Origin of the sequence: uncultured Ruminococcus sp. (assembly GCA_902785355.1) — a bacterium.
Classification (GTDB): domain Bacteria; phylum Bacillota; class Clostridia; order Oscillospirales; family Acutalibacteraceae; genus Ruminococcoides.
This window is the reverse complement of the sequence record CACZYF010000006.1, coordinates 1-23,024: the sequence shown is the minus strand read 5'-3', so window position 1 is coordinate 23,024 and position 23,024 is coordinate 1. Positions and strand designations below refer to the sequence as shown.

Below are 23,024 nucleotides of genomic sequence, written 5' to 3'. Positions count from 1 at the left end.
CTTATTACAGCGACGGTAATAGTATTTACTATAGATTACAAATTATTAAAAATCGAGTAAAGAAACGGTTTTTTCAGAGATTTTCTTACCTTCCCGATCATACTTGGTGATCAAAACGGTTTCATCGGGCAGATAATGCATCAGCACCGTCTTGCCGTCCTCGAGCACCTTGCAGACAAAGAGGATCTTACCGTCAGCCGTCATGCGGACGCCGTTGCCCTCGGGCTTATTGTTCTTCCAGTTGCCCATATGCATCGAGCCGTCGCGTGCGCTGACGCCGATACCGATACCGTGGCGGGCGTTCTGTGTCCAATCACCGCTGTAGCAGAGGGTACCGTCCTTATAAAAGTAAGCGCCTTTTCCGGAACGCTTATCATTGACGTAATTACCCACATATGCAACTTTGTCGAGATCGGTCATCGTTCTGCCGTAGCCGGAACGGTTGCCGTTATCATCAAGATTGCCGAAATAGCTGTACATCGCACCGTCAGCCATGATCATCTTATCGGGCTCAGCGGTCTTCTTATCCTCGGTCTCCTCAATCTCTTCCTCTTCGGGAGCGGTTTCTTCATCAGCTGAGATTTCAGGAACAGGCTCAGGCTCTGCGACGTTCCCGGACTCAGAAACAGGTTCGGGTTCAACTACAGGTGCTTCTGCCTCTTCAACAGGTGCTCCGAATACAGCCGCATGACTGATATCAAGCGAAGCGGAAAGATTACGTTTGACGTTGAAATCCTTGGCGTTGATCTTCTCGAACAGGGGCATATCATCGATAAAGCTCTCTTCACCCTCACTGTTCAGCTCCGCTTGAACCTCTCCCAATAATGCTTTGAAAGATGAAGTCTGCTGATCGGACAAGAAGTAAACGATACCCTCGTTGGTCGAAGCGACAGCGGAATAGTCGGTAAAGCGTTCTCTCATTCGCTCAGAAAGGATGGGATCGCTCACATCCGGTGCGGGAGACAGCACAAGCGGTTCCTTCAATTCCTTGCTCTCATAGAGCAGGCAAAGTCCACCCTGAACCTTTCGCGGTTCGATCGAGGCGCAGACAGTACCGTCGTCATCGGTATATTCCGCCTTTAAAAGCGTATGCAGGCGGCTGAACAGCAAGCGTTTGTACAGCTTTTGATCCCGGTAGAAGTACAGAAAATACTTCCCCTCGCCTGCCGGAATAACCTCCTGTAATACCGTACCGGAACTGTTTTTGACAGTCCAGCGCAGCAGCTTGTCCTTCTCGATCGCATAATCATAAAACAGCGGTTCATCCTCACTGCCGACGGTTATTTTGTCCCTGATACGGTCAAATCTGTCAAAGTAACGTTTTCTTACCGCAGAAAGGATATCGCCGCGCAAATCTGCGCGGTCGATATCGGAAATACAAAAGTTATAAAAATAATGAATACCCATTTTATCCGTAATAAAGCCTTAGATCGATACTTTCATCGCGACTTCATAGAGATGCTTATTGAACACACGCGGCATCTCGAGCGCTTCGGTGATATCATAATCGACGATCTTACCGTCTCTCCAACCGATGACACGATTGCCTACGGTACCGTCGGCGTTGCCCTTCTGGAGCAGTTCAACCGCCGCTACGCCCATGGTGGTCGCCATCAATCTGTCGCGCAGGGACGGAGAACCGCCGCGCTGAACATGGCCGAGGATGGTAGCGCGGGTCTCGATACCGGTACGGTGCTGAATATAATGAGAGATCTCCTGTGAACCGCCTACGCCCTCAGCGACGATGACGATGAAATGCTTCTTTCCGGTATCCTTCTGCTCATAAATACGAGAAATAACATCCTTTTCGAGATCATACTCTACCTCGGGAACGATGATAGAGGTAGCGCCGACAGCGATACCGGTCTCAAGCGCAATGTCGCCGCAGTGACGACCCATGACTTCGACGACAGAGCAACGATCGTGGCTCTGGGCGGTATCGCGAATCTTATCGATCATCTCGACCGCGGTATTCATCGCGGTATCGAAGCCGATGGTATAATCGGTACATGCAATATCGTTATCAATGGTACCGGGCAGCGCTACACAGGGAATGCCGGCGTTCGATAATGCACGAGCGCCGCGGAAAGAACCGTCGCCTCCGATAACGACAAGACCGACGATACCCAGTGAGCGGCAGAACTCAGCCGCCTGCTGCTGATACTCGAGCTGCATGAACTTTTTACTGCGAGCGGTATAAAGGATCGTACCGCCGCGGCTGAGGATATCGGAAACCGAGCGAAGATCCATCTTCTTGACGTCGCCGTTCAGCAGACCGTTGTAGCCCTTATATACGCCGTAAACGTCAAAACCGCTGTAGATACCCGCTCTAACGACCGCACGGACAGCCGCGTTCATACCCGGGGCATCGCCGCCGCTCGTTAATACTGCAATTGATTTATTAGCCATAATAAAACCTCCGTTCAAAGAGAAATGATAGTTAACCAATAATATTATACAACAAACCGTCGGTTATAATCAAGTATTTCAACAAATTTCATAAGAAAATTCGCAAGATTATTTCAGAATGACATTTCCGTCACCGAGCTGAAACCTGAGTTCATCCAACATAGTGGGATTAACCGACGTCCAGAGAGACTGCGGCGCGAGCATCTGCTGACGGGTCTCGCTCAGATAAAAAACCACCTTCGTCGTGCCGTGGAAGATCTCGAGGATGTTCTTTGCCTTATGATATTCCCGACAGTCAAGCGACGGAACCTTCAGATAGAGCTTCTGTTCACCTTGCGGCTTTCGCACTGTCTGTTGCTTCGGCGTCGTTTGCGTTTGAACAATGGACTGCTGATCGCGAATCGAAAGCTCCTTCGCGGGAGGTAACGCAGTGATCCTCTCCGCAATCACTCGGGGCGCTTCATCCTCCTTGTAGCTGAGCGTGCCTTCTATATCGAGCGCAGCGCCGACGTAAAGCGCCTCACGACATTCTTCGAGCACATTCGGAAACACGATCGCTTCACACGAACCGAAGCGGTCTTCTATCTCTGCAAAAGCCATCATCTTGTTATTCTTCGTGATCTGAGTACGGTTTTTTGTCAAAATCGCGATCAGACGCACTTTGGAACGGTCATGATAACGATTCTCCTCGGTGTTAAGGATATCGCTGATGCGATCGGCGTTCACCGCATTGCTGAAAGCGGCATATTCATCGAGAGGATGACCGCTCAGGTACATCCCCGCCATCTCTTTCTCCATGTTAAGAAGCTCGATCAGCGGGTATTCCTCCAATGTAGGAACGGCGATCTCCTCGGCGGACGAATCCACGCCGCCCATATCGAACAGCGAAATCTGACCTGCTCCGCCCTTACGACGCTCATAGTCGAGATCATCAAGGATGGTTTTGGATACTGCCAGCATCTGACGTCGGTTATAGCCGAGGTGATCGAGCGCGCCGCACTTGATCAAGCTCTCTAGCGATCGGGCGTTGAGTCCTCTGCCGTTGAGCCGCTTGCAAAAATCATAGAAGGAGCGATAAGACTTTAACCGACGTTCAAGGATGATCGCGTCGATAAAGCCGTAACCGAGATTACGTATAGCAGAAAGTCCGAAGCGTATATTGCCGTTATAGACTGTAAATTTGCTGTCGCTCTCGTTGACGCTGGGGGGCAATACGGCGATTCCGAGGCGATGACATTCGCCGATATACTCGGCAGTCTTGTTCTGGTTATCAATAACAGATGAAAGCAGCGCAGCCATATACTCGCGCTTGTAGCGACATTTCAAAAAAGCTGTTTGATATGATACCGCGGCATATGCAGCCGCGTGGCTTTTATTAAAGGCATAAGAAGCGAAGCTCTCCATCTCGGCAAAAATCGCGAGAGCGGTCTGCTCGTCAACACCGCGCCTGAGGCAACCCTCGACCTCCACTTCTCCGTTCTCGTTTAACAGTCCATGGACGAATATCTGCTTCTCACGCTCCATAACGTCATGCTTCTTCTTGCTCATGGCGCGGCGGACAATATCCGCACGACCGAATGAGTAGCCGGCGAGAGTTCGGAAAATTTGCATGACCTGCTCCTGATAGACGATACAGCCGTTTGTAACGTTCAGAATCGGTTCAAGCAAAGGGTGTTTATAAGTTATTAATCGAGGATTATGACGGTTACGGATATAGGTTGGGATAGAATCCATCGGACCCGGACGATAGAGGGAAATAACGGCGATCAGATCCTCAAAGCGTTCAGGCTTCAACTGAACGAGGACATTCTTCATACCTCCGCTCTCAAACTGGAACACACCGTCGGTCTTACCGGTCGCCATCATGGCATAGACCGCCTTGTCGGTATAGTCGATATCGTCGATATTGAAATCGGGCTCCAGTCGACGGATCATCTTCTCGGCGTCGTGAATAACGGTAAGGTTTCTGAGTCCGAGAAAGTCCATTTTAAGAAGTCCCAGTTCCTCAAGCGTTGTCATCGTGAACTGGGTCACAACGGTGTCGTCAGACTTAGCGAGAGGTACATAATCACTGACGGGACGATCGGTAATCACAACGCCCGCCGCGTGCATGGTCATGTGGCGCGGAATACCCTCCAGACCTCGTGCAATATCTAAAATCTGTTTGACAACGGGATCCTGATGATATGCGGAACGCAGTTCAGTCGAGAGCGTCAACGCCTTATCAACGGTCATATCAATACTGAACGGAATCATTTTCGCAATCTTATCAACCGTAGCATAAGGAACGTCCAAGACCCTGCCGACGTCGCGTACCGAACCGCGCGCTTGCATCGTACCGAATGCCACGATCTGAGCCACATGATCGGAGCCGTACTTACGGATTACATAATCGATGACCTCTCCTCTGCGTTCCTTGCAAAAATCAATATCAAAATCGGGCATACTGACACGCTCGGGGTTTAGAAATCGTTCAAACAGCAGGTTGTAACGAATCGGATCGATACCGGTGATACCGATGCAGTATGCGCACAGAGAGCCCGCTCCGGAGCCTCTTCCGGGTCCTACGGGGATATCCTGGCTTTTGGCGTAACGAACAAAATCATGCACGATCAAAAAGTAATCGACAAAGCCCATCCGCTTGATCACGGACAGTTCATATTCAAGCCGATCGATAAGCTCCCGGTCGGGGTTTTCGCCATAGCGTCGGTAGAGTCCCTCATAGCATTTATCGCGAAAAAAGGAATAGTGATCCTCTCCGTTCGGCGTTTTGAAATCGGGCAGCTTTCGCTTACCGAACTCGATCTCCACCTCACAGCGTTCGGCGATCTTCACTGTATTATCAAAGGCCTCATCAAGGTCGGGGAACAACTCGCGCAGTTCATCCTCGCTTTTCAAATAGAACTCCTCGGTCTCGAAGCCCATCTTCTTATCATTAACGGTCGAATTCGTCTGGATACACAGGAGGATATCATGGAGCTTATGATCCTCCTTATTGATATAATGGCAATCGTTGGACACGACAAGACCGGCGCCGATCTCGCGCGCGATGCGAATCAGCTGAGGATTGGTCTGCGCCTGCTCACGTAAGCCGTGGTTCTGTAACTCAATAAAGTAGTTATCAGCACCGAAAACATCTTGGTAGTACTTAGCGATTTCCAAAGCGCCGTCATAATCGTCCGAGAGCAATCGCTTCGGGACCTCTCCCGATAAACAAGCCGAGAGGCAGATCAAACCCTCATGATAGCGCTCCAACAGCTCGTGATCAACGCGCGGTTTGTTGTAAAACCCTTCGGTAAAACCAAGTGATACGAGTTTCATCAGATTACTGTAGCCCTGATTATTCTCACATAGGAGAATAAGATGGCTGTACTCGCGGTCGAGTTCAAAGGTCTTGTCAAAACGCGAGCGCGGGGAAACATATACTTCACAGCCTAAGATCGGCTTAATCCCCTGCTTCTTACATTCTTTGTAAAAATCAATCACACCGTACATGACGCCGTGATCTGTGATGGCAAGCGCGCTCTGACCCAGCTCCTTCGCCTTTTCGACAAGGCGGGAGATACGACAAACGCCGTCAAGCAAGCTGTATTCACTGTGTACATGCAGGTGTGTAAAAGACATGGTATATTATTCCTTATTATTGGATTTTGGCTTTGACTGAGCCGTCCTTGAAGATGATGTCGATAACATCGCCCTTCTTTAACATTTCGGAAGAGCATATCTGAATCTCTTCCCTCTTTACATATGCAAATCCGCGGTTCAATACCGCTACAGGGTTGAGAGCTTCAACCTTGGAGAACAGTTCCTGAGCTAATGCGGACGAGCGTTGCAAGGCACCTTCCGTCGCTTTCTTGGCACGAAACGAAAACTGATTAAGCAGCTGTAAGTGATTTTCAACGACAGGCATCGGTGAATGAGCCGAGATCAGACGAGAAATCTGATCGACTTGTTGATTCAGGCTGTCGTTCTTTGTGTTAAAAGCGTTAATACCGCGGCGATACATCGAAATCAAATTCGCATACAGATCAACTCGGTTCGGAACAGCAAGTTCGGCAGCAGCAGAAGGGGTCGGTGCACGTAGGTCGCTGACGAAGTCACAAATAGTCGTATCGGTCTCATGACCGACAGCAGAGATCACGGGGATCGGGCAGTCATAGATCGCTCTGGCAAGCCCTTCATCATTAAATGCCCACAGATCCTCCATCGAGCCGCCGCCGCGACCGATAATCAGAACATCGGCGGCATGATGCTCTGAGAACATCTTGACCGCACGGATCAGCTGTTCGGGAGCGCCGTCACCCTGAACAAGAACAGGCGCGAGTATAATCTCAACGCTCGGAAAGCGTCGTCCGATGATATCCATAATATCGCGTAACGCCGCACCGGTCGGAGAGGTGATAACGCCGACGGTCTCAGGGATCGCAGGGATCGGCTTCTTGTGTTCGGGATCAAATAGTCCCTGAGCGCCAAGCTTCTTTTTAAGCTGTTCAAGCTGCATGGCCAGGACTCCGACGCCGTCGGGCTGCATATCTTCAACGCGAAGCTGGTACTGACCGCCCGCTTCATAAACAGTCACCTGAGCACGCATGATGACCTTCATACCGTCCTCGGGCTTAAATCGCAAATTACGCACTGCCCAAGAAAACATTACCGCGCGTATCACACTGTCCTTATCCTTCAGCGAGAAGTACAAATGACCGCTTTTGAGATTCATATGAACATTGGAAAGCTCGCCCTCGATGAAAACAATCTGCAATTCCGGATCGGAGGCAATAAGCGCTCCGACACGCGCGTTGAGTTGTGTTACGGTATAGACCTTGGGAGTCATCATGATTCATTATCCTTTATATACGCGAGTACCGCTGTACCGGCAGCGTTATCGCATGAAAATTCAGGTTTTGCGAATAAGCAGTCGAAGCGGCTGCACAATTCTTCCCTTATGATCGAGTCAGACATAACGCCGCCCGCATAAACGAACGGCAGATCGCCGTAGGTTTCCCTGATACGTTCGCTCATTCCTACGATCGCTGAAGCGGCATATTCCATCGCAAAGCGCGCGAGATATGCAGGGCTTCTGCCTTCCTTTAGATACTTTTCGGCAATATTCTGACCGCCGCTGAGACAACAGTCCATCCCCTTTAAGGTAGGTCTGACCTTGATCTTTTCCTCGCAGGAAAGCGCAAGCCGCTCAAGCTCAGCACCGCACGGGAAATGCAGTCCGAGCATAACGCCGATACGGTCGATCAGCTGACCGGCATTCAAGTCGAGGGTCTTCGCAACGATATCGGTAGTTACAAAGCCATCTGCACCGTTGACCAACAGCGCTTCTGTTGTACCGCCGCTGACATGGAACGCGATATGCTTCTCATGTAACAGATCAAGTCGATCAATACTGTATAAAGCCGCGGCGATATGTCCCTGCTGATGCGAGAATTCATACAGCGGAACCTTCAACACACTTTGCAGTACCTTTGCGACCATCAGACCGACAGTAAAGCACGGCATATACGAGCCCTCGGCGGTACGAGGCGCATAAGAGACGCCGATCGCATTTATCTGAGCCTTAAAGCCGTCAAAAGCGGAATCAAACAGCTCGGAAAGCTGCTGTACATGGTGAAAGACCGCGTCACTCTGCCGAAGTCCGAGCTCACCGTCACGAACAGGCAGAAGCTTACGTCGGCTGATGACCTTGCCGCTCTCACTGTCATACAAACAGACGGATGTCGTATAATTGCTGGTGTCGATGCCCAGATATGCACTCATAGAGTCTTCGCCACCGCACCGAGCACGCCGTTGACAAAGGCGGCGTCATCCTCGGTGGTATATTTCTTGGATAGCTCGACCGCCTCGTTGATCGATACGGAAACGGGGATATCCTTCTCATATAACATCTCATATATCGCAAGACGCAGAAGTGCTAACGATACCTTCGAGATACGTGTGATCTTCCATCCTTCTTTCAGATTCGCACTGATTCTCTCATCGATGGTCACATTATTCGCCATCGTTCCGCGGGCGCGCTCTACGGCGATATCGCTGAGGATCTCATCACGCGCGTCACCGGCATTATCGGCAAGCTCATCGATATCGGTATCGGAAAACAGCGACTCAAAGCACAGGAAGAACGCCTGTTCACGAATCTTGTAACGCGATAGCTTCTTTGGATTTTCGGGGTTGATATCATTCTGACACATTAATATCCCTCGCTTTTACAGATTTATACATATTAAGTATAGCACATAATATCCACGATGTAAACAAAAATATCCGCCTGCGGCTGTACCGTAAGCGGATAATAAACATAGTCATATATTCTTTTTGCGAATGACAGAACCCTGCGGGATAGGGCGGTCGGTCGTCATAAACAGCCTCTGCATCGGATGCGGCGCAGAAGGTACATCCTCGCCGTCTGTATTCATCAGCCTAAGGCATTTCACCTCATAAGAAAAACCGTCAGGCGGAAGAATATCAAGCGTATCGCCGACCAAAAACTTGTTGCGCTGAGTCACGACAGCAACGTTACTGTCATTACTGCCCTCCACACAGACAGCGACCGCATTATAACGGCGAATATAACCGCCGTTAACGGTTTCCTGACCCGGCTCGCCACCAAAGAAAAAACCTGTCGAATAGGCGCGATGGCTGATCTTCTCAAGTTCCTCGACAATCCACGGGCTGACGTGATAATCGGGATCATCGAGATGATCAAAGTATTCATCGACCGCATGACGGTAAGCGTTTGTGGTCACACCGGTGTAATAGTAAGTCTTGGCTCTGCCCTCGATCTTCAAGCTGCTAACCCCCGCTTTAATCAACTCGGGGATATGCTCGATCATACAAAGATCGCGGGAGTTGTAGAGATAGGTACCTTTCTCGGTCTCCTCAATCGGAAAGAACTGCCCTTCCCTGCTCTCCTCCATCAGGTGATACTTCCAGCGGCAAGGCTGAGCACAGTCGCCGCGGTTCGCGTCACGTCCCGTCATGAAGGAAGAGATCAGACAGCGTCCGGAAAAGGACACACACATCGCACCGTGAACAAAACACTCGATCTCAAGCTCATCGGGGATCTTCGCTCTCAGCTCGGCGATCTCATCGAGCCGCATCTCACGCGCAAGCACCACACGCTTTGCACCCATATTATACCAAGCTACAGCGCTCTCGTAGTTCATTACTCCGCCCTGGGTGGAAATATGGCGCTCTACAGAGGGAGCATATCGCTTCGCCATCTCGAAAACACCGAGATCTGCTATGATGAAGGCATCCACACCGCATCTTTCTGCTTCACTCAGAAAATCGGGGATTGAAGGGATATCGGCATTACGCGGGAGAGTGTTGGTGGTAAGATAGACCTTCTTATGCAAGGCGTGTGCCTTTTCACATGCAATCTTTAATTCTTCATTAGAAAAATTTTTGGAAGCGGTACGCATACCGAAGCTTTTGCCGGCAAGATATACCGCGTCGGCGCCGAATCTCAGAGCAGTATCAAAGCTCTCCATATCGCCCGCGGGCGACAGTACCTCGGGTTTATTCATAATCGGAGTCAACATTCTCGCCGGTGTAGGTGCCGGAGGTATCCTGATTAGCCGCAAGGTTACTGTTCTTATTCGCCTCGATAACAGCGAGATTAGCTTCGTGCTCAGAGTTGGTGGTCGCGTAGTACGGAATCGAACCATTCTCCGGCGTGTCGTGACAGAAGAAGAGGAAATCACTCTCATAGGGACGAATCGCCGCCTTGATCGCCTCTGCTCCCGGATTGCAGATCGGACCTGCCGGCAGGCCCTCAAAGTCGTTTGTATTATAGGTGGAGTGGAAGGTCGCGCGCTCAGTCTCGGGAATGTTCTCCTGATTACGGTAGGGATAATACACGGTACAGTCGCAGTTTAGTTTTCCGACGCCCTGGGACGCACCGTATTTCAGACGGTTATGGATGATAGACGAAATGTAATACATGTCGTCACGGGAAGCCGCCTCAGCCTGAATGATCGAAGCAATCGTAAGGATCTCGTCGGTCGTGTAGCCTGTCGCCGCCGCTTCCTCCGCAAGCGTGGAACGCTTGGAATTGCTGAAATACTTCTCCTTATGTAACTCAACCTTATTATCGTAGTTGTTGAGGAACTTACTGATAACGGATTTGGGATTTTCACCGACATAGAAGTCGTAGGTATCGGGGAAAAGATAGCCTTCGAGCTTGTAATAGCGCTTATCTGAATTCTTGATGCTCTGCAGGAATTCGAAATCCTCATCAAAGTAGGTGCTGTTACACAAATCATAGAATTCATTGATATTATTCAAAACCTTTTTCTCAGTAAGGGTCTGAGCGATCTCCTGGATATTCATACCCTCGGTGATCTGTACCTTAACGATATCGGTACGGTTGACGTTACTCTGCAGGAAGTTAATGATCGCCTCATAGTCCTTATCGGTAGAGATCTCAAATTCACCCTGACGGAAATCCGACTCCGAGGAGGTAAAGCGCGCATAGAGCTTAAAGAAGGCAGGCTGCTTGATGACGCGGGACTTGTACAGGGTATCGGCGATGATATCCAGCGTGGGATTCTCGGGGATGCTGACATTCACCTTGGTTGCGTTCTCCTCGCGGGAAATACCGAGCAGATCGTTTACACCGACAAGCAGAAACTGAGACAGAACGATCGCTACAATCGCGATCATAGCGATCCAAACGATCTTGAAAATACGGCGATTGCGCTTCGCCTTTGTCTTCTCAATCTTCTTTTCTTCCTTCTTCTGCTGTTTAAGGGCCTTTTTAGAATCGCGTTCAATACGCTTCTTGGTATCGTCGTCAGAATAGGAATTGATCTCCATATTGCGTTTGCGGCGACGCTGGGAACGCTCCTCAACAGGCTGCAGGTTTTCTTCGGCAGGCTGTCTGAGTTCTTCTACAGGCTGTCCATGAACAGGCTCAGAAACAGGCTGTTCAGCTTTTCTCCCATCATATTCACCGCGGATCGCGTTCATATCGACAGAACGCCTGAACTCTTCCATCTTCTTACGGCGGGTCGCCTCGATAGAATCCTCGGGTATCCGGTTGCGTGAAGTATCACTCATATTATTACTCCTTAATCTTACTGACAGCAGGCGTCAGCCCGGTATCAGCATATCGTTCTGATGAAGCTGTCGGTCACAACAGCATTCATCGGAATATCATAGTCATCGCTTTCGATCACGGGCAGAACGCTGTCGCCGTAGCACAGCGCGACCTTTACGCCGATAAAATCCGTGAGAAAACGGTCGTAGTATCCTCCGCCGAAGCCAAGACGAACGCCGGTCATGTCGCAACATAAACTGGGACAAACGCAGAGCGTATGCCTGTCGGGGACGATCTCCTCGCTGTTTTGGGGCGGTTCGAGAATTCCGAAACGTCCGGGACGCAGTTCGGCAACCGAGGTGATCTTACGAAATATCATACGGCGATCATCTAGACAAACAGGCAAACCGACAGTCTTATTATTCGCTAAGGCGGCATAAATAATCATCGAGGTCGAAATCTCAAACGGACGCGCCATATAGACAAGCACCGTATCGGCAATACGATATGCGGAGCTGATAATCAGACGGGTTTGTATCTCGTCATCCAGCGCCGTTTTACAATCAAAATCTGCTGCAAGCTTTTTTCGCTTTTCAAGATAAAAATCGCGCAGATATGCCTTATCAAGAGAGGCGGGATTAGACAGATTCATCAGCACTGCATTGAGGCGGCGATACGCTCCGCCTTGACCTCTCCCTCGAGTTGTTCGACAATCTTAAAACCAAAGTCGAGCGCAACACCCGCGCCTTTCGCTGTAATGATCTTACCATCGACAACAACTTTATCGGCGCTGACCTTCGCGCTGAGCAGCTCATCCTCAAAGCCGGGATAACAGGTGGCACGCTTGTCCATCAGTACGCCCATACGTCCGAGAATAGAGGGCGCAGCGCAAATGGCGCAGACATACAGATTGCGGGATATACAGAAAGATACAGCATCCCTGACGCGTTCTTCAGCATACAGGTTCTTCACGCCGGGCATACCGCCGGGCAAGATCACACCGGTGATATTCTCGTCGATCTCAAAATCATCGATATGCATATCCGCCTGCACCTTGATATCATGGGTACCGCGGATCATGTCACCTCCGACGCCGACCGTAGTAACGGGAATATCGGCACGACGCAGAATATCGATAGTTGCCAGAGCTTCGATCTCTTCAAAGCCGTCGGCTAAAAAACAATAAAACATAAACAACCTCCAAATCAGAATGTTGAAACATAATCATTTGAATCTTGCGATACTTTTTGAATACAGGATATCGGGATGATAGCTGAGCTTTGCCTTACGGAGTCCCTCAAGTCCCATATCCTCTTCTCTGTTCACCAGCGTATATTGATCAAAACGCTTAGTAAATTCATTATTGATCACGGCATAAGCACCTTCAAAATCGAGCGCCTTCTCGAAATTCACATCACAGACACAGCAATTGAGTTCACTGGCGATACACATCGCGGCAGGTTCACCCTCCACATAGAGCGCCAGTCCGAACATCCCGAGCGCATCGAAATTCTCAAACGCTTCACGAATAATGGACAGCTCGCCGGTATCCTCGGCTCCCTGCTGCCAACGCTCCGCGATCAGCATCGCGTCGGAAAAGTTATCCGCACAAAGCTCCCTGATCTCATAATCCTCATAGGTACGCAAAAAGCGAGAAATATGATTGCGCTTTGCGTGGTATTTCTTGCCGGCAAGCTCTGCGAGGTGAGTACGCTCATAGATATAATCGGCAGCATCCCTGTCGTTCTCAATCATGACCTGCCCTGCGTAAAGATGACTCAGTCTCTCAGCGTTCGTATCATTCAACAGACCAATCAACGGCTTGATACCGCGTTCCTTCGCGTCAGCGAGGACTTTATCAACGGCGGTTCGAAGGTCGCCGCGCGTCATAGGCAGCGCATATCCGCTGACATTACCGTTCATACTGTAGCATTTATAATAGCTGTCACCGTCAAAAGCGATCTTGATATGATATTTATGCCGCCATAAAAAGGTATTTGCGAAGCTGACGTCACAACCGATCTGTCCGCTCTCACGGACAAAGCTGTCGATAATCTCCTTATCTGCTAGGGTCGGTGTTCTGAAATCAAGCATCCTGACCTTCCTTTATCTTCGCTATCAGCTCATCGTTGATATCCTCGATGGTACGCATCTCGCCGTTGCGGGAACAGCAGATCCTGAGCCAGCCGAGCTTCTCAATTGCGTAAAGAGCCGATTCACGGCAACGAAGTAGATAAGCCATGTTGCTCTCGTGGATATCCTTCTTGCTTTCATCACCCTTATATCGTTCTGCCATCAATCTCTGGCTGACGTCGGGATCGACGTCAAGGAAGAACACCATATCGGGCGCAGGGAGCGCCAAGCGATTATATTCGTAGTCAAAGAGCCATTCGGTATAGCTCTCGCGTTCATTTTCGGCAACCTTCGCCATCTGGTGAATGATGTTCGAGGTGGTGTAGCGGTCGGCGATGATATAATCGTACGCAACGTAATCCTTCCCCCACTCGTTGAGATAAGACACCACACGATCGACAGCATAAAAAGATGACGCGGCATAGGCGTTCACATCATCGGGACTGGTGCCGAGCTTTCCAGCCAGATACATTTTTACCAAGGCGGAGGAATCGCTCTCATAGTCGGGGAAGCTGACGGTACGCGCTTTGTATCCCTGCTGCTGTAATCTCTCGCAAAGCAGCTTCGTCTGAGTCGCTTTACCGGAACCGTCGAGACCGTCAATAACGATCAGCTTACTGTGATTTTGCGCCATATAATTCTCTCACTTCTTTCATTTTTCCGCAGGACATCTTCCCTTCGGGGCATGGACCCGTCAGACATGAGGGGCCGGAGTTTTTGAAGATGATCGGCGCAGCTTCACGACAGAGCATCAGCATCTGACGCGCCACCTCGCGAATCTCCCACTGAGCGCGGTTGCAGCAGCGTATGGCAAAGAAATGATTCAGCGTACGCGCGTTGAAGGTGCAGATGATCTTAGTAGTGCAGGCGTTCGGCAGAATAAAGCGAGCGTCCTCGTTCGCCTTTTTGATGAACTTATTATACATCGCCTTATCCTGTTCCTTAAACTGAGCGAGGATCTCGGCATCGGTGCCACTTAATTCTTCTGTAGAATATTCCTTCACATATCCTACAGCGAGTGCGTCACGAATCTCGCTGTAAGCCTCGCTCATCTTATCGATCAGATCATTATAGATACCGCTCGCTTTCTCGTTCTTCGCAATTTCGGGCGGAGTAACATATTCGAAACGGTTGCCGTCTACGTAGCGCTGGCTTTGCTGAGAATAGGAGGCGATACGGTGGCGCACCAGCTGATGGGAACATGCGCGGGAGATGCCCTCGATACCGAAGGTGAAGTTCGCATGCTCGATGGGGCTGGCATGACCCAGATCGGTCAGCATATTCAAAAATCGCTCGGTATTCTCCTCGTCGAGACCGTCACGGATGTGGTCGATATCGGTCGCCGAATAACACAGCTTCGCCGCCATTGCAACGGTCTGCTCCGGCATCGGCGTATAAGCCAGCAGCTCAACCTTAATAGCCATAATAATCCTCCCAAATGTCAAAAGCACAGACTTTTCTTTTTAATCTTATATATTGTATCACAAACATCATCAAGATTCAATAGCAAGTTTGTAACCAAGCAGCAAAGGTGAATGTAAAGAATTTGTTAAGTTCTTGACTTCACAGAAATATCGTACTATAATAAGTGCGTAAATGCGGATGTAGTTCAATGGTAGAGCGCGACCTTCCCAAGGTCGATGTTGCGGGTTCGAGCCCCGTTATCCGCTCCAAGGCTTGCTTTAGCAGGCCTTTTATTGTATCTGTATAAAAGGAAATGAGGAATGATTATGAAATATACTTATATCCCCCACGGGGTCTGCTCGCGTTTAATCGAGCTTGAGATCGAGGATGACGTAATCAAAAGCTGTCGATTCTTAGGCGGCTGTAACGGCAATCTGCAGGGTATCGGTAAGCTTGTAGCCGGAATGGAGGTCGACACGGCAATTGAAAAATTGCGGGGTATCGATTGCGCCGGCCGAGGTACCTCCTGCCCCGATCAGCTTGCAAACGCGCTGATCGCCGCACGTGAAGCGTGATGAAGCGTGTCGTGCATATCATCATTACGGTCGTTGCTGCGATCTTACTCATCTGGTTCATAGCTCCGCTGACCTATCGGATATTTAACCACGGCAACGCGCTGGGAATCACAATCTGTCTGGTTTTGATATTTCGCTTTGGTTTTTCAAAACACTATGATAAGCTCAAAGCGCTGATGCTCACAAACGGAATCGGTAAGACAATCATACGGATCATACAAATCGGAGCTTCTGCTTTTTTGATCTACGCTGTGATCATCTCGGGACTTATGGTCTATGCCATGGTAAAAAAGCCCGCTCCCGACAGCACCGCCGTCGTACTCGGCGCTCAGGTCAAGCCGTGGGGCGCAAGTGCCCTGCTGCGTCAGAGGATCGAAGCGGCACAACGCTATCTGGAGGATAATCCGTCTGCTGCAGCTGTCGTATCCGGCGGTCAGGGACCGGACGAGCCCATGAGTGAAGCGCAATGCATGTTTAACAACCTAACCGAAGCGGGAATCACAGCAGATCGCGTTATCATGGAGGATCGGGCAACCAACACCGACGAGAACATCCGTTACTCCCTATCCCTTATTCGTGAAAAAGAGTTGAATCCGGATATTGCTGTCGTCACAGACAGTTATCACCAGCTGAGGGCACGAATTATCCTCCATAAAACGGACAGTCAGGTAAAAGCGGGAGCAATCAACGCACGCAATAACCAAATCGGGCTTCTCGCATATCCGACCTATTTCGTCAGAGAATGGATCGCTATACCGGTAGAATTGATTAAATAAAACGCCCCTCCTGTCAAAGATAATTTGATGTTTTTAAAATTTTTTCAAATTCAATGCAACAGTTTCGGAAAAATCTGACACTATATGAGTGTAAAACATCAAAACAGTAAGGCAGCTGCAAAATCGCCTTACAGATCAAGGAGGAAATCATGATTTTTTACAAAGTTTATCCCAAGGCTCTCAGCGCAACACTCATCAGCGTGATCGCAGGCGCTCTGATCGGAGGCGGCATCGTCATTACCATCACCGCGTTTACGGGAGGCAGCGCAGAATCAATTCTTGCCGCAGTCATCATGGCCGGCGTCGGTATTCTGCTCAGAAAGCTTGCCGATAAACAGGCCGTGCGCGTTTGGCGAAAAAAGAACTTGATGTAATAGTTAAGGCTGTCGTTTTTAATTCGACAGCCTTTTTTCATGATATTAAGCTTGCAACTCGCCGAGCGACAGCGCTTTCAGATAAGCGTTGATAAAGCCGTCGAGGTCGCCGTCCATCACGGCGTTGATGTTGCCGGTCTCGTAGGAGGTGCGATGATCCTTAACGAGCGTATAAGGCATGAATACATAGGAACGAATCTGGGAACCCCATGTGATCTCCTTCTGCACGCCCTTGATATCCTCGATCTTCTCGAGGTGCTCACGCTCCTTGATCTCCATGAGCTTAGAAATCAGCATCTTCATCGCGACATCACGGTTCTGATACTGAGAACGCTCGACCTGAGAGGCAACGACGATACCCGTCGGAATATGGGTCAGACGAACAGCGGAAGAGGTCTTGTTGACCTTCTGACCGCCTGCGCCTGACGCACGGTACACATCCATTTTAATCTCCTCGGGCGGGATCTCAACCTTGATATCATCATTGATCTCCGGCATGACCTCTAACGAAGAGAAGCTCGTGTGACGCCTGCCCGCGGAATCGAACGGCGATACACGCACCAGACGGTGAACACCGGCTTCGCTTTTCAGGTAACCGTAAGCGTTCTCGCCTTCAATCAGGAGGACGGCGCTCTTGAGACCGGCTTCATCTCCGTCGAGGTAGTCGATCTCCTTAACGTTAAAGCCGTGAGCAGCTGCCCAGCGGGTGTACATGCGGTACAGCATCTCCGCCCAATCCTGAGCCTCGGTACCGCCGGAACCGGCGTGGAAGGTCAGAATGGCGTTGTTCTTATCATATTCACCGGTCAGAAGTGTTTCCAGTCGCTGGCGGTCGATATCGGCGCGGATGGCGTCGATCTCCCCCTGCGCTTCTTCGATCAGACTCTCGTCCTCGGCTTCATCACCGAGCTCGATCAACGCAAGAGTATCCTCATAGCGCGCCTCAAGTTTCTCATACTTCTCGACCTTGGCTTTCAGGTTGGAGGTGCGCTGGAGGATCTTCTGCGAATTGTCCATATCATCCCAGAAGCCCGGTTCGGCTGCGCGATTCTCCAGCTGCTGGATCTCCCGGCGCATCGACTCGAGTCCGAGCGCGGAAGCCAGATCAACGATCTCGGGCTTCATACCCTCCAGCTTAAGTTTTAGTTCTTCAAATTGCAGCATAATTATCCCTCATTAGAAATTCATACTGTACTATTATAATACATCTCTTCGATTCTGTAAAGAAGAAATCTTGCATAATTGCGCTCTTTGGGCGGAATCACATATTATGCAAATTTGTTCACAAAAATTTTGGTTGCATAAAACATTCTTTTTTGTTATACTATATAAGATAATATAAGTAGGAGTATGCATATGGATTATATCGGTCATATTTGCCCCGTATGTGATAAGCGCTTTCACGCTGACGATGACGTTGTGGTATGCCCCGAGTGCGGTACGCCGCATCACCGTGAGTGCTATGAGAGCTTAGGTCACTGCGCGAACAACGATCGTCACAGCGAGGGCTATGATTATACAGCTGAACAGCACGAGCTGCCGAAGATCAAGAAATGCCCGTCCTGCGGCAAGGAAAACGACGAGAACAGCTTCTTCTGCAAATATTGCGGCGCTTCCCTGACCACGGGTCAACAACGATCGGAACAGGAACAGCAGCAAGGCAAAACAGGAATCCCCTTCGGTCCGTGGAGCGTTCAAGCCTCGACTGAGTATCAAGACGAAAACGGTCAAACCGTCCCCTTCCTTGATCCCTTGGCAGGCGTGCCGAGGGACGCCGACTTCGGTGACGGCGTGAACGCGGGAGAAGCGGCGAAGTACGTCAAGCAGAATACGCCTTACTTCATCCGTGTATTCTCGAACATCTGCTCCTTTAACCGCAGTAAGTTCAACTTTTCGGCTGCACTTCTGACCAGCGCTTACCTGCTGTACCGAAAGATGTACAAGGTCGGCGCGGCACTGTTCACCTTACAGCTCGCGATTTTCTCGATCGTGCTGTACTTTACGATCGTCTACCGCTCGGTATTCGAGAATTTCACGAGCAACGTCATGGGACAGGATCAAGACTACATGACCATGGTCAACAACTACAGCGTCTATCTCTCGAAGCTGTCCTCTACCGACCTAATGATCCTGTATCTCCCCGTTATCGCCATGCTGGTGTTTTTTGTGATCAAGATCGTAGTGGGCGCATGCTTCAACAGGCTGTACATGAAGCACTGCAAGCAGCAGATCACACAGATCAAAAATCAGGCAACCGAAGGTGAGAACCCGGAGACACTACTGCAGACCAAGGGCGGCGTCAACATGGCGCTTGCCGCGTCGGTCTTCGGCTCCGCCATGATCATCTATTACTTTACAAACATACTCATCATCTAATGAACGAAAGGGTTTATTAACATGAAAATCACAAAAGCCGTTATCCCTGCTGCGGGTCTGGGCACCCGCGTACTCCCGGCGACCAAATCAATGCCCAAGGAAATGCTCCCCATCGTGGACAAGCCCGCGATCCAGTACATTGTCGAAGAGGCTGTCGCCTCCGGCATCACCGATATCCTCATCATCACCAACCGCGGCAAGGGCGTTATCGAAGATCACTTCGATATCTCCGTCAGCCTCGAGGAGATCTTAAAGAGAGCCGGTAAGACCGAACAGCTCGACTCCATCAAGGATATCCACAAGCTTGCGAACATCCACTATATCCGCCAGATCGAAACCAAGGGCTTAGGTCACGCGGTATCCAGAGCGCGCACCTTCATCGGTGATGAGCCTTTCGTCGTCATGTACGGCGACGACGTAATCATCGGCGATATCCCCGCGACCAAGGAGCTGATCGACGCCTACGGCACCTTCGGAAAGGGCGTTCTGGGTATCAAACCTGTATCTGAGGAAGCGATCAAGAAGTACAGCTCTCTCAAGGTCGAGAACATCCACGACAATGTATTCAAGTGTACCGACATGATCGAGAAGCCGCAGAGAAGGGAAGATATCTTCTCTCTGTACTCGATTTTAGGCAGATGCGTTCTGCCTCCCGATATCTTTGAGATCCTCGACCATACCGAGCCCGGAGCAGGCGGGGAAATCCAGCTGACCGACGCGATGGCGGAGCTTGCCCGCAAAGACGGTATGACCGCTGTCGAGTTCACCTCGAAGCGTTACGACATGGGCAACAAGCTCGGCATTCTGCAGGCGAACATCGAGGTTGGCTTGAAGCACAAGGAAGTCGGCGAAGGACTCAGAGAGTACATCAAGGAGCTTGCAAAGACCTTATAATCACGAAAAAGTTTAAAAGCAAGGAGCGGTTCGTCCGCTCCTTTCCATTTGGTTACAAAAATATCATCTTTTAATTCCCGACAATTAATATATACGGAGCTTATAGTAGTATAATAATGTGGATAATGAGGGCAGTATGCAGAATTCTGCCCGAACTTAACGGGAGGTTAATATGAAAGCAGTCATCACCGTACTAGGTAAAGACAGCGTCGGCATCCTCAGCAAGGTCAGCACCGCCTGTGCCGAGGTCGGCGTCAACATCATCGAGGTCACCCAGAGCGTTCTGCAGGATATGTTCGCCATGATCATGCTGGCGGATATCGGCGGCGCTACCGTAGCTTTTGACCAACTCCAAAAGAATCTGGAGAAGGTCGGTGAGGATAACAACCTGAAGATCCACGTCATGCACGAGGACATCTTCAACAGTATGCACAAGATCTGAGGTACCTATGCTGGAAACGAAAGATATACTCGAAACCATCAATATGATAGATAACGAGAACCTGGACGTGCGCACCATCACGATGGGTATCTCGCTGATCGACTGTATCGACAGTGATATCGATAAAGCATGTGATAAGATCTACGATAAGATCTGCCGCTACGCGAAGGATCTCGTGAAAACCGGCGAGGATATCACACGAGAATACGGTATCCCGATCATCAACAAGCGCATCTCGGTCACCCCGATCTCGATCATCGCGGGCGTATGCCAGACGCAGAAGATCCTGAAATTCGCGAAGGCGCTCGACCGCGCGGCGGATACCCTCGGCGTCAACTTCATCGGCGGCTACTCGGCGCTGGTGGAAAAAGGCTTTGCCGCGGGCGATTACGCGCTGATCGAGAGCATCCCCGAGGCGCTCTCCGTCACTGAAAAGGTTTGTTCCTCTGTCAATATCGGCTCGACGAAGGCGGGACTGAACATGGACGCGGTACGGATGATGGGTAAGGCGGTAGTCGACTCAGCGAAGCTGACCGCCGACCGCAACTGCATCGGCGCAGCGAAGCTCGTCACCTTCTGCAACGCGGTACAGGATAATCCCTTCATGGCGGGTGCGTTCCACGGCGTAGGTGAAGCGGACTGCGTCATCAACGTCGGCGTTTCCGGTCCGGGCGTTGTCAGGGCGGCTCTTGAGAAAGCGAACTGTAAGGACATCACCGAGGTAGCCGACCTCGTCAAGAAAACTGCCTTCAAGATCACCCGTATGGGTCAGCTGGTAGCGAAGCAGGCGTCTCAGAGGCTCTCCGTGCCCTTCGGTATCGTCGACCTCTCCCTCGCCCCCACTCCCGCTGTCGGCGACTCCGTTGCGCATATTCTTGAAGAGATGGGACTTGAAATATGCGGCTGTCACGGTACGACCGCAGCATTAGCTCTGCTGAACGACGCGGTCAAAAAAGGGGGCGTCATGGCGTCGTCGCATGTAGGCGGACTGTCGGGCGCGTTCATCCCCGTATCCGAGGATCACGGCATGATCAACGCCGTCAAGCAGGGCGCGCTGGATATCACGAAGCTCGAGGCGATGACCGCCGTATGCTCCGTGGGTCTCGATATGCTGGTTATCCCCGGCGACGTTACACCCGAAACGGTCTCTGCGATCATTGCGGATGAGGCGGCGATCGGTATGGTCAACAGCAAAACCACTGCTGTTCGCGTGATCCCCGCGATCGGAAGGAAAGCGGGCGATGAACTTAACTTCGGCGGACTCTTAGGCGCAGGTCCGGTCATGCCGCTGCGTAAAGGAAGTGCCGAAAAGTTCATCAACCTCGGCGGCAGACTTCCCGCGCCGCTTCAATCCTTAAAAAACTGATCGATCACTTGCCCGAAGCGAGAGGCTTCGGGCGTTTTCTTTTATTGACAAATTCCGCTATATCCGTTACAATTTTACTATACCGATCAGAAGGAGGTAATGATGGATAAACGATATAAAACGCTCTTGATCCTCCTCTACCTCCTCCTGATACCCGCGATCATATTTATCTGGGTCAAGCCTCCTACGCCATACATCTCGGGCGCTTCTGCCGATGAAAAGACTAAACCGACAGAAAAAACAGGCTTTTTTACCGAGGGTGGTAAGCTCTATTATTATGCGAACGGTATAAAACAGAAGTGCGGTATCGTCGGACCCGCTACGCCCGATATGAACCTTGCAGATGAAAAAGGCGTTTGCTGCACGAGCGAAGAAATACGCCTCGCAGCAAATTACGTTGAAGAATACGGCGAGGGAAATACTGCCGAGGAGAAACTGGCATCATGCTTTACACAGCTCTCCTACTGTGATTACGAGCGCGATCACTTTCATCCATCTCAAGCGGAGGATATTCCCTCTCAGGCGATCAGCATGTTCAAGTCGAATGCCGGAAACTGCTATAAGTTTGCCGCGTGCTTTGCTTGTATTGCAAGGGTCCTTGGTTATCCCTCTCGAGTCATCATCGGTACACTCCCGCAGAGCGACGGCGATACAATGCCTCATGCCTGGAACGAAGTCTATATTGACGACTACTGGTACTCCTTCGACGCGAACGCTCAAATGCAGGAGTACTGGAACGACCTGTATTATTTCAAGATGACGTACCATAACTGGGATACGATCGTCTACGACAGCTTTGAGCTTTCTGTCAACGATGATGGTATTGCTGTATGGGAATCAATCTATACCGACGGCTACGACCACTCCGAAGAATACGCCGTCGATGAAGAGGACTACGGCTATTACGATGAGTACGGAGATTTTATCTACTATGAATAACACCGTATGACGGAAGACTGTCATACGGTGTTTTTATATTAAAAGGCAGCTTTCAATCACAAAAAACTGACTTTTATCATGAATCTCTTATCGGGACACAGGACGTCGGGGCGCCTCCCCTACAAGTACCGCCGCAAGAACACTGAGCACAAAAAAGAAAAGCCCCGTTGAAGAACAACGAGACTTTCTGGTGACCCATCGGAGATTCGAACTCCGGACACCTTGATTAAAAGTCAAGTGCTCTGCCAACTGAGCTAATGAGTCATGTGGGGTGAATAGTGGGAGTC

The 23,024-nt window shown here is 50.3% G+C and carries 22 protein-coding genes and 2 tRNA genes; 9 read left to right on the top strand and 15 right to left on the bottom strand.

Annotated features, from left to right (window positions below; genetic code table 11):
• Positions 1–45 precede the first annotated feature (45 nt).
• From R2I50_RS02215 to thyX, 13 genes are all read right to left on the bottom strand, one after another.
• Positions 46–1,407 (bottom strand): hypothetical protein, encoded by a 1,362-nt coding sequence (locus R2I50_RS02215; RefSeq protein WP_316607464.1) that lies wholly within the window; start codon positions 1,405–1,407, stop codon positions 46–48.
• 18 nt (positions 1,408–1,425) lie between these two features.
• On the bottom strand, positions 1,426–2,409 hold the full coding sequence (gene pfkA / locus R2I50_RS02210; RefSeq protein ID WP_316607462.1) for a 6-phosphofructokinase: 984 nt from the start codon (positions 2,407–2,409) through the stop codon (positions 1,426–1,428).
• A 108-nt stretch (positions 2,410–2,517) separates the two neighbouring features.
• Positions 2,518–6,033, bottom strand: coding sequence for a DNA polymerase III subunit alpha (locus R2I50_RS02205; protein ID WP_316607461.1), 3,516 nt, complete (start codon positions 6,031–6,033; stop codon positions 2,518–2,520).
• 16 nt (positions 6,034–6,049) lie between these two features.
• The gene (xseA, locus tag R2I50_RS02200; RefSeq protein WP_316607459.1) at positions 6,050–7,243 is read right to left on the bottom strand and encodes an exodeoxyribonuclease VII large subunit; all 1,194 of its coding nucleotides are present in this window, start codon (positions 7,241–7,243) and stop codon (positions 6,050–6,052) included.
• The gene (locus tag R2I50_RS02195; RefSeq protein WP_316607458.1) at positions 7,240–8,175 is read right to left on the bottom strand and encodes a peptidase M22; all 936 of its coding nucleotides are present in this window, start codon (positions 8,173–8,175) and stop codon (positions 7,240–7,242) included. The genes xseA and R2I50_RS02195 overlap by 4 nt, the downstream gene beginning before the upstream one ends.
• On the bottom strand, positions 8,172–8,606 hold the full coding sequence (nusB, locus tag R2I50_RS02190; protein ID WP_316607457.1) for a transcription antitermination factor NusB: 435 nt from the start codon (positions 8,604–8,606) through the stop codon (positions 8,172–8,174). The genes R2I50_RS02195 and nusB overlap by 4 nt, the downstream gene beginning before the upstream one ends.
• A gap of 111 nt (positions 8,607–8,717) precedes the next feature.
• Complete coding sequence (locus R2I50_RS02185) at positions 8,718–9,944, bottom strand: U32 family peptidase (protein ID WP_316607456.1); 1,227 nt, start codon at positions 9,942–9,944, stop codon at positions 8,718–8,720.
• Positions 9,937–11,478: an endolytic transglycosylase MltG gene (gene mltG, locus R2I50_RS02180; RefSeq protein ID WP_316607455.1), complete on the bottom strand. Its 1,542-nt coding sequence runs from the start codon at positions 11,476–11,478 to the stop codon at positions 9,937–9,939. Before mltG ends, R2I50_RS02185 begins: the two co-directional genes overlap by 8 nt.
• A gap of 44 nt (positions 11,479–11,522) precedes the next feature.
• Complete coding sequence (locus R2I50_RS02175; protein ID WP_316607454.1) at positions 11,523–12,110, bottom strand: 5-formyltetrahydrofolate cyclo-ligase; 588 nt, start codon at positions 12,108–12,110, stop codon at positions 11,523–11,525.
• Positions 12,110–12,649, bottom strand: a complete 540-nt coding sequence (locus R2I50_RS02170; RefSeq protein ID WP_316607453.1) for a DJ-1 family glyoxalase III — start codon at positions 12,647–12,649, stop codon at positions 12,110–12,112. Before R2I50_RS02170 ends, R2I50_RS02175 begins: the two co-directional genes overlap by 1 nt.
• A 33-nt stretch (positions 12,650–12,682) precedes the next feature.
• The gene (locus tag R2I50_RS02165) at positions 12,683–13,552 is read right to left on the bottom strand and encodes a phosphatidylglycerol lysyltransferase domain-containing protein (RefSeq protein ID WP_316607452.1); all 870 of its coding nucleotides are present in this window, start codon (positions 13,550–13,552) and stop codon (positions 12,683–12,685) included.
• The gene (locus R2I50_RS02160) at positions 13,545–14,225 is read right to left on the bottom strand and encodes a thymidylate kinase (protein WP_316607451.1); all 681 of its coding nucleotides are present in this window, start codon (positions 14,223–14,225) and stop codon (positions 13,545–13,547) included. The genes R2I50_RS02165 and R2I50_RS02160 overlap by 8 nt, the downstream gene beginning before the upstream one ends.
• On the bottom strand, positions 14,206–15,009 hold the full coding sequence (gene thyX / locus R2I50_RS02155) for an FAD-dependent thymidylate synthase (protein ID WP_316607493.1): 804 nt from the start codon (positions 15,007–15,009) through the stop codon (positions 14,206–14,208). Before thyX ends, R2I50_RS02160 begins: the two co-directional genes overlap by 20 nt.
• A 180-nt stretch (positions 15,010–15,189) precedes the next feature.
• Between thyX and R2I50_RS02150 the strand changes: the two genes are divergently transcribed.
• From R2I50_RS02150 to R2I50_RS02135, 4 genes are all read left to right on the top strand, one after another.
• Positions 15,190–15,264 (top strand) — tRNA-Gly (locus tag R2I50_RS02150).
• A gap of 57 nt (positions 15,265–15,321) precedes the next feature.
• Positions 15,322–15,570 (top strand): TIGR03905 family TSCPD domain-containing protein, encoded by a 249-nt coding sequence (locus tag R2I50_RS02145; RefSeq protein WP_316607450.1) that lies wholly within the window; start codon positions 15,322–15,324, stop codon positions 15,568–15,570.
• The gene (locus R2I50_RS02140) at positions 15,570–16,346 is read left to right on the top strand and encodes a YdcF family protein (RefSeq protein ID WP_316607449.1); all 777 of its coding nucleotides are present in this window, start codon (positions 15,570–15,572) and stop codon (positions 16,344–16,346) included. Before R2I50_RS02145 ends, R2I50_RS02140 begins: the two co-directional genes overlap by 1 nt.
• Positions 16,347–16,495: 149 nt before the next feature.
• Positions 16,496–16,720, top strand: a complete 225-nt coding sequence (locus R2I50_RS02135; RefSeq protein WP_316607448.1) for a hypothetical protein — start codon at positions 16,496–16,498, stop codon at positions 16,718–16,720.
• Positions 16,721–16,765: 45 nt separating this feature from the next.
• Here the strand turns inward: R2I50_RS02135 and prfB are convergent, their stop codons facing one another.
• Positions 16,766–17,884, bottom strand: coding sequence for a peptide chain release factor 2 (gene prfB, locus R2I50_RS02130; RefSeq protein WP_316607447.1), 1,119 nt, complete (start codon positions 17,882–17,884; stop codon positions 16,766–16,768).
• 192 nt (positions 17,885–18,076) lie between these two features.
• Here prfB and R2I50_RS02125 point away from each other — a divergent pair, with 192 nt between their 5' ends.
• From R2I50_RS02125 to R2I50_RS02105, 5 genes are all read left to right on the top strand, one after another.
• A complete protein-coding gene (locus tag R2I50_RS02125; protein ID WP_316607446.1) occupies positions 18,077–19,096 on the top strand; it encodes an RING finger protein in 1,020 nt (339 codons plus the stop codon).
• Between the two features lie 21 nt (positions 19,097–19,117).
• Positions 19,118–19,990, top strand: coding sequence for a UTP--glucose-1-phosphate uridylyltransferase (locus tag R2I50_RS02120; protein ID WP_316607444.1), 873 nt, complete (start codon positions 19,118–19,120; stop codon positions 19,988–19,990).
• A gap of 172 nt (positions 19,991–20,162) precedes the next feature.
• Positions 20,163–20,432 carry an ACT domain-containing protein gene (locus R2I50_RS02115; RefSeq protein ID WP_316607443.1) on the top strand — a complete coding sequence of 90 codons (270 nt, stop codon included), beginning with the start codon at positions 20,163–20,165 and terminating at the stop codon, positions 20,430–20,432.
• A gap of 7 nt (positions 20,433–20,439) precedes the next feature.
• Entirely contained in the window at positions 20,440–21,798 is a 1,359-nt protein-coding gene (locus tag R2I50_RS02110) for a PFL family protein (RefSeq protein ID WP_316607442.1), read from the top strand.
• Between the two features lie 102 nt (positions 21,799–21,900).
• On the top strand, positions 21,901–22,737 hold the full coding sequence (locus R2I50_RS02105) for a transglutaminase domain-containing protein (RefSeq protein ID WP_316607441.1): 837 nt from the start codon (positions 21,901–21,903) through the stop codon (positions 22,735–22,737).
• A 188-nt stretch (positions 22,738–22,925) separates the two neighbouring features.
• Here R2I50_RS02105 and R2I50_RS02100 read toward each other — a convergent pair.
• Positions 22,926–23,001: transfer RNA gene (locus R2I50_RS02100), tRNA-Lys, on the bottom strand.
• Between the last annotated feature and the right edge of the window lie 23 nt (positions 23,002–23,024).

What these genes read in the sequence shown, in the direction of transcription:
- R2I50_RS02215 (WP_316607464.1), bottom strand. Translation starts at nt 1,407, where the DNA reads ATGGGTATTCATTATTTTTATAACTTTTGTATTTCCGATATCGACCGC.
- pfkA (WP_316607462.1), bottom strand. Translation starts at nt 2,409, where the DNA reads ATGGCTAATAAATCAATTGCAGTATTAACGAGCGGCGGCGATGCCCCG.
- R2I50_RS02205 (WP_316607461.1), bottom strand. Translation starts at nt 6,033, where the DNA reads ATGTCTTTTACACACCTGCATGTACACAGTGAATACAGCTTGCTTGAC.
- xseA (WP_316607459.1), bottom strand. Translation starts at nt 7,243, where the DNA reads ATGATGACTCCCAAGGTCTATACCGTAACACAACTCAACGCGCGTGTC.
- R2I50_RS02195 (WP_316607458.1), bottom strand. Translation starts at nt 8,175, where the DNA reads ATGAGTGCATATCTGGGCATCGACACCAGCAATTATACGACATCCGTC.
- nusB (WP_316607457.1), bottom strand. Translation starts at nt 8,606, where the DNA reads ATGTGTCAGAATGATATCAACCCCGAAAATCCAAAGAAGCTATCGCGT.
- R2I50_RS02185 (WP_316607456.1), bottom strand. Translation starts at nt 9,944, where the DNA reads ATGAATAAACCCGAGGTACTGTCGCCCGCGGGCGATATGGAGAGCTTT.
- mltG (WP_316607455.1), bottom strand. Translation starts at nt 11,478, where the DNA reads ATGAGTGATACTTCACGCAACCGGATACCCGAGGATTCTATCGAGGCG.
- R2I50_RS02175 (WP_316607454.1), bottom strand. Translation starts at nt 12,110, where the DNA reads ATGAATCTGTCTAATCCCGCCTCTCTTGATAAGGCATATCTGCGCGAT.
- R2I50_RS02170 (WP_316607453.1), bottom strand. Translation starts at nt 12,649, where the DNA reads ATGTTTTATTGTTTTTTAGCCGACGGCTTTGAAGAGATCGAAGCTCTG.
- R2I50_RS02165 (WP_316607452.1), bottom strand. Translation starts at nt 13,552, where the DNA reads ATGCTTGATTTCAGAACACCGACCCTAGCAGATAAGGAGATTATCGAC.
- R2I50_RS02160 (WP_316607451.1), bottom strand. Translation starts at nt 14,225, where the DNA reads ATGGCGCAAAATCACAGTAAGCTGATCGTTATTGACGGTCTCGACGGT.
- R2I50_RS02145 (WP_316607450.1), top strand. Translation starts at nt 15,322, where the DNA reads ATGAAATATACTTATATCCCCCACGGGGTCTGCTCGCGTTTAATCGAG.
- R2I50_RS02140 (WP_316607449.1), top strand. Translation starts at nt 15,570, where the DNA reads ATGAAGCGTGTCGTGCATATCATCATTACGGTCGTTGCTGCGATCTTA.
- R2I50_RS02135 (WP_316607448.1), top strand. Translation starts at nt 16,496, where the DNA reads ATGATTTTTTACAAAGTTTATCCCAAGGCTCTCAGCGCAACACTCATC.
- prfB (WP_316607447.1), bottom strand. Translation starts at nt 17,884, where the DNA reads ATGCTGCAATTTGAAGAACTAAAACTTAAGCTGGAGGGTATGAAGCCC.
- R2I50_RS02125 (WP_316607446.1), top strand. Translation starts at nt 18,077, where the DNA reads ATGGATTATATCGGTCATATTTGCCCCGTATGTGATAAGCGCTTTCAC.
- R2I50_RS02120 (WP_316607444.1), top strand. Translation starts at nt 19,118, where the DNA reads ATGAAAATCACAAAAGCCGTTATCCCTGCTGCGGGTCTGGGCACCCGC.
- R2I50_RS02115 (WP_316607443.1), top strand. Translation starts at nt 20,163, where the DNA reads ATGAAAGCAGTCATCACCGTACTAGGTAAAGACAGCGTCGGCATCCTC.
- R2I50_RS02110 (WP_316607442.1), top strand. Translation starts at nt 20,440, where the DNA reads ATGCTGGAAACGAAAGATATACTCGAAACCATCAATATGATAGATAAC.
- R2I50_RS02105 (WP_316607441.1), top strand. Translation starts at nt 21,901, where the DNA reads ATGGATAAACGATATAAAACGCTCTTGATCCTCCTCTACCTCCTCCTG.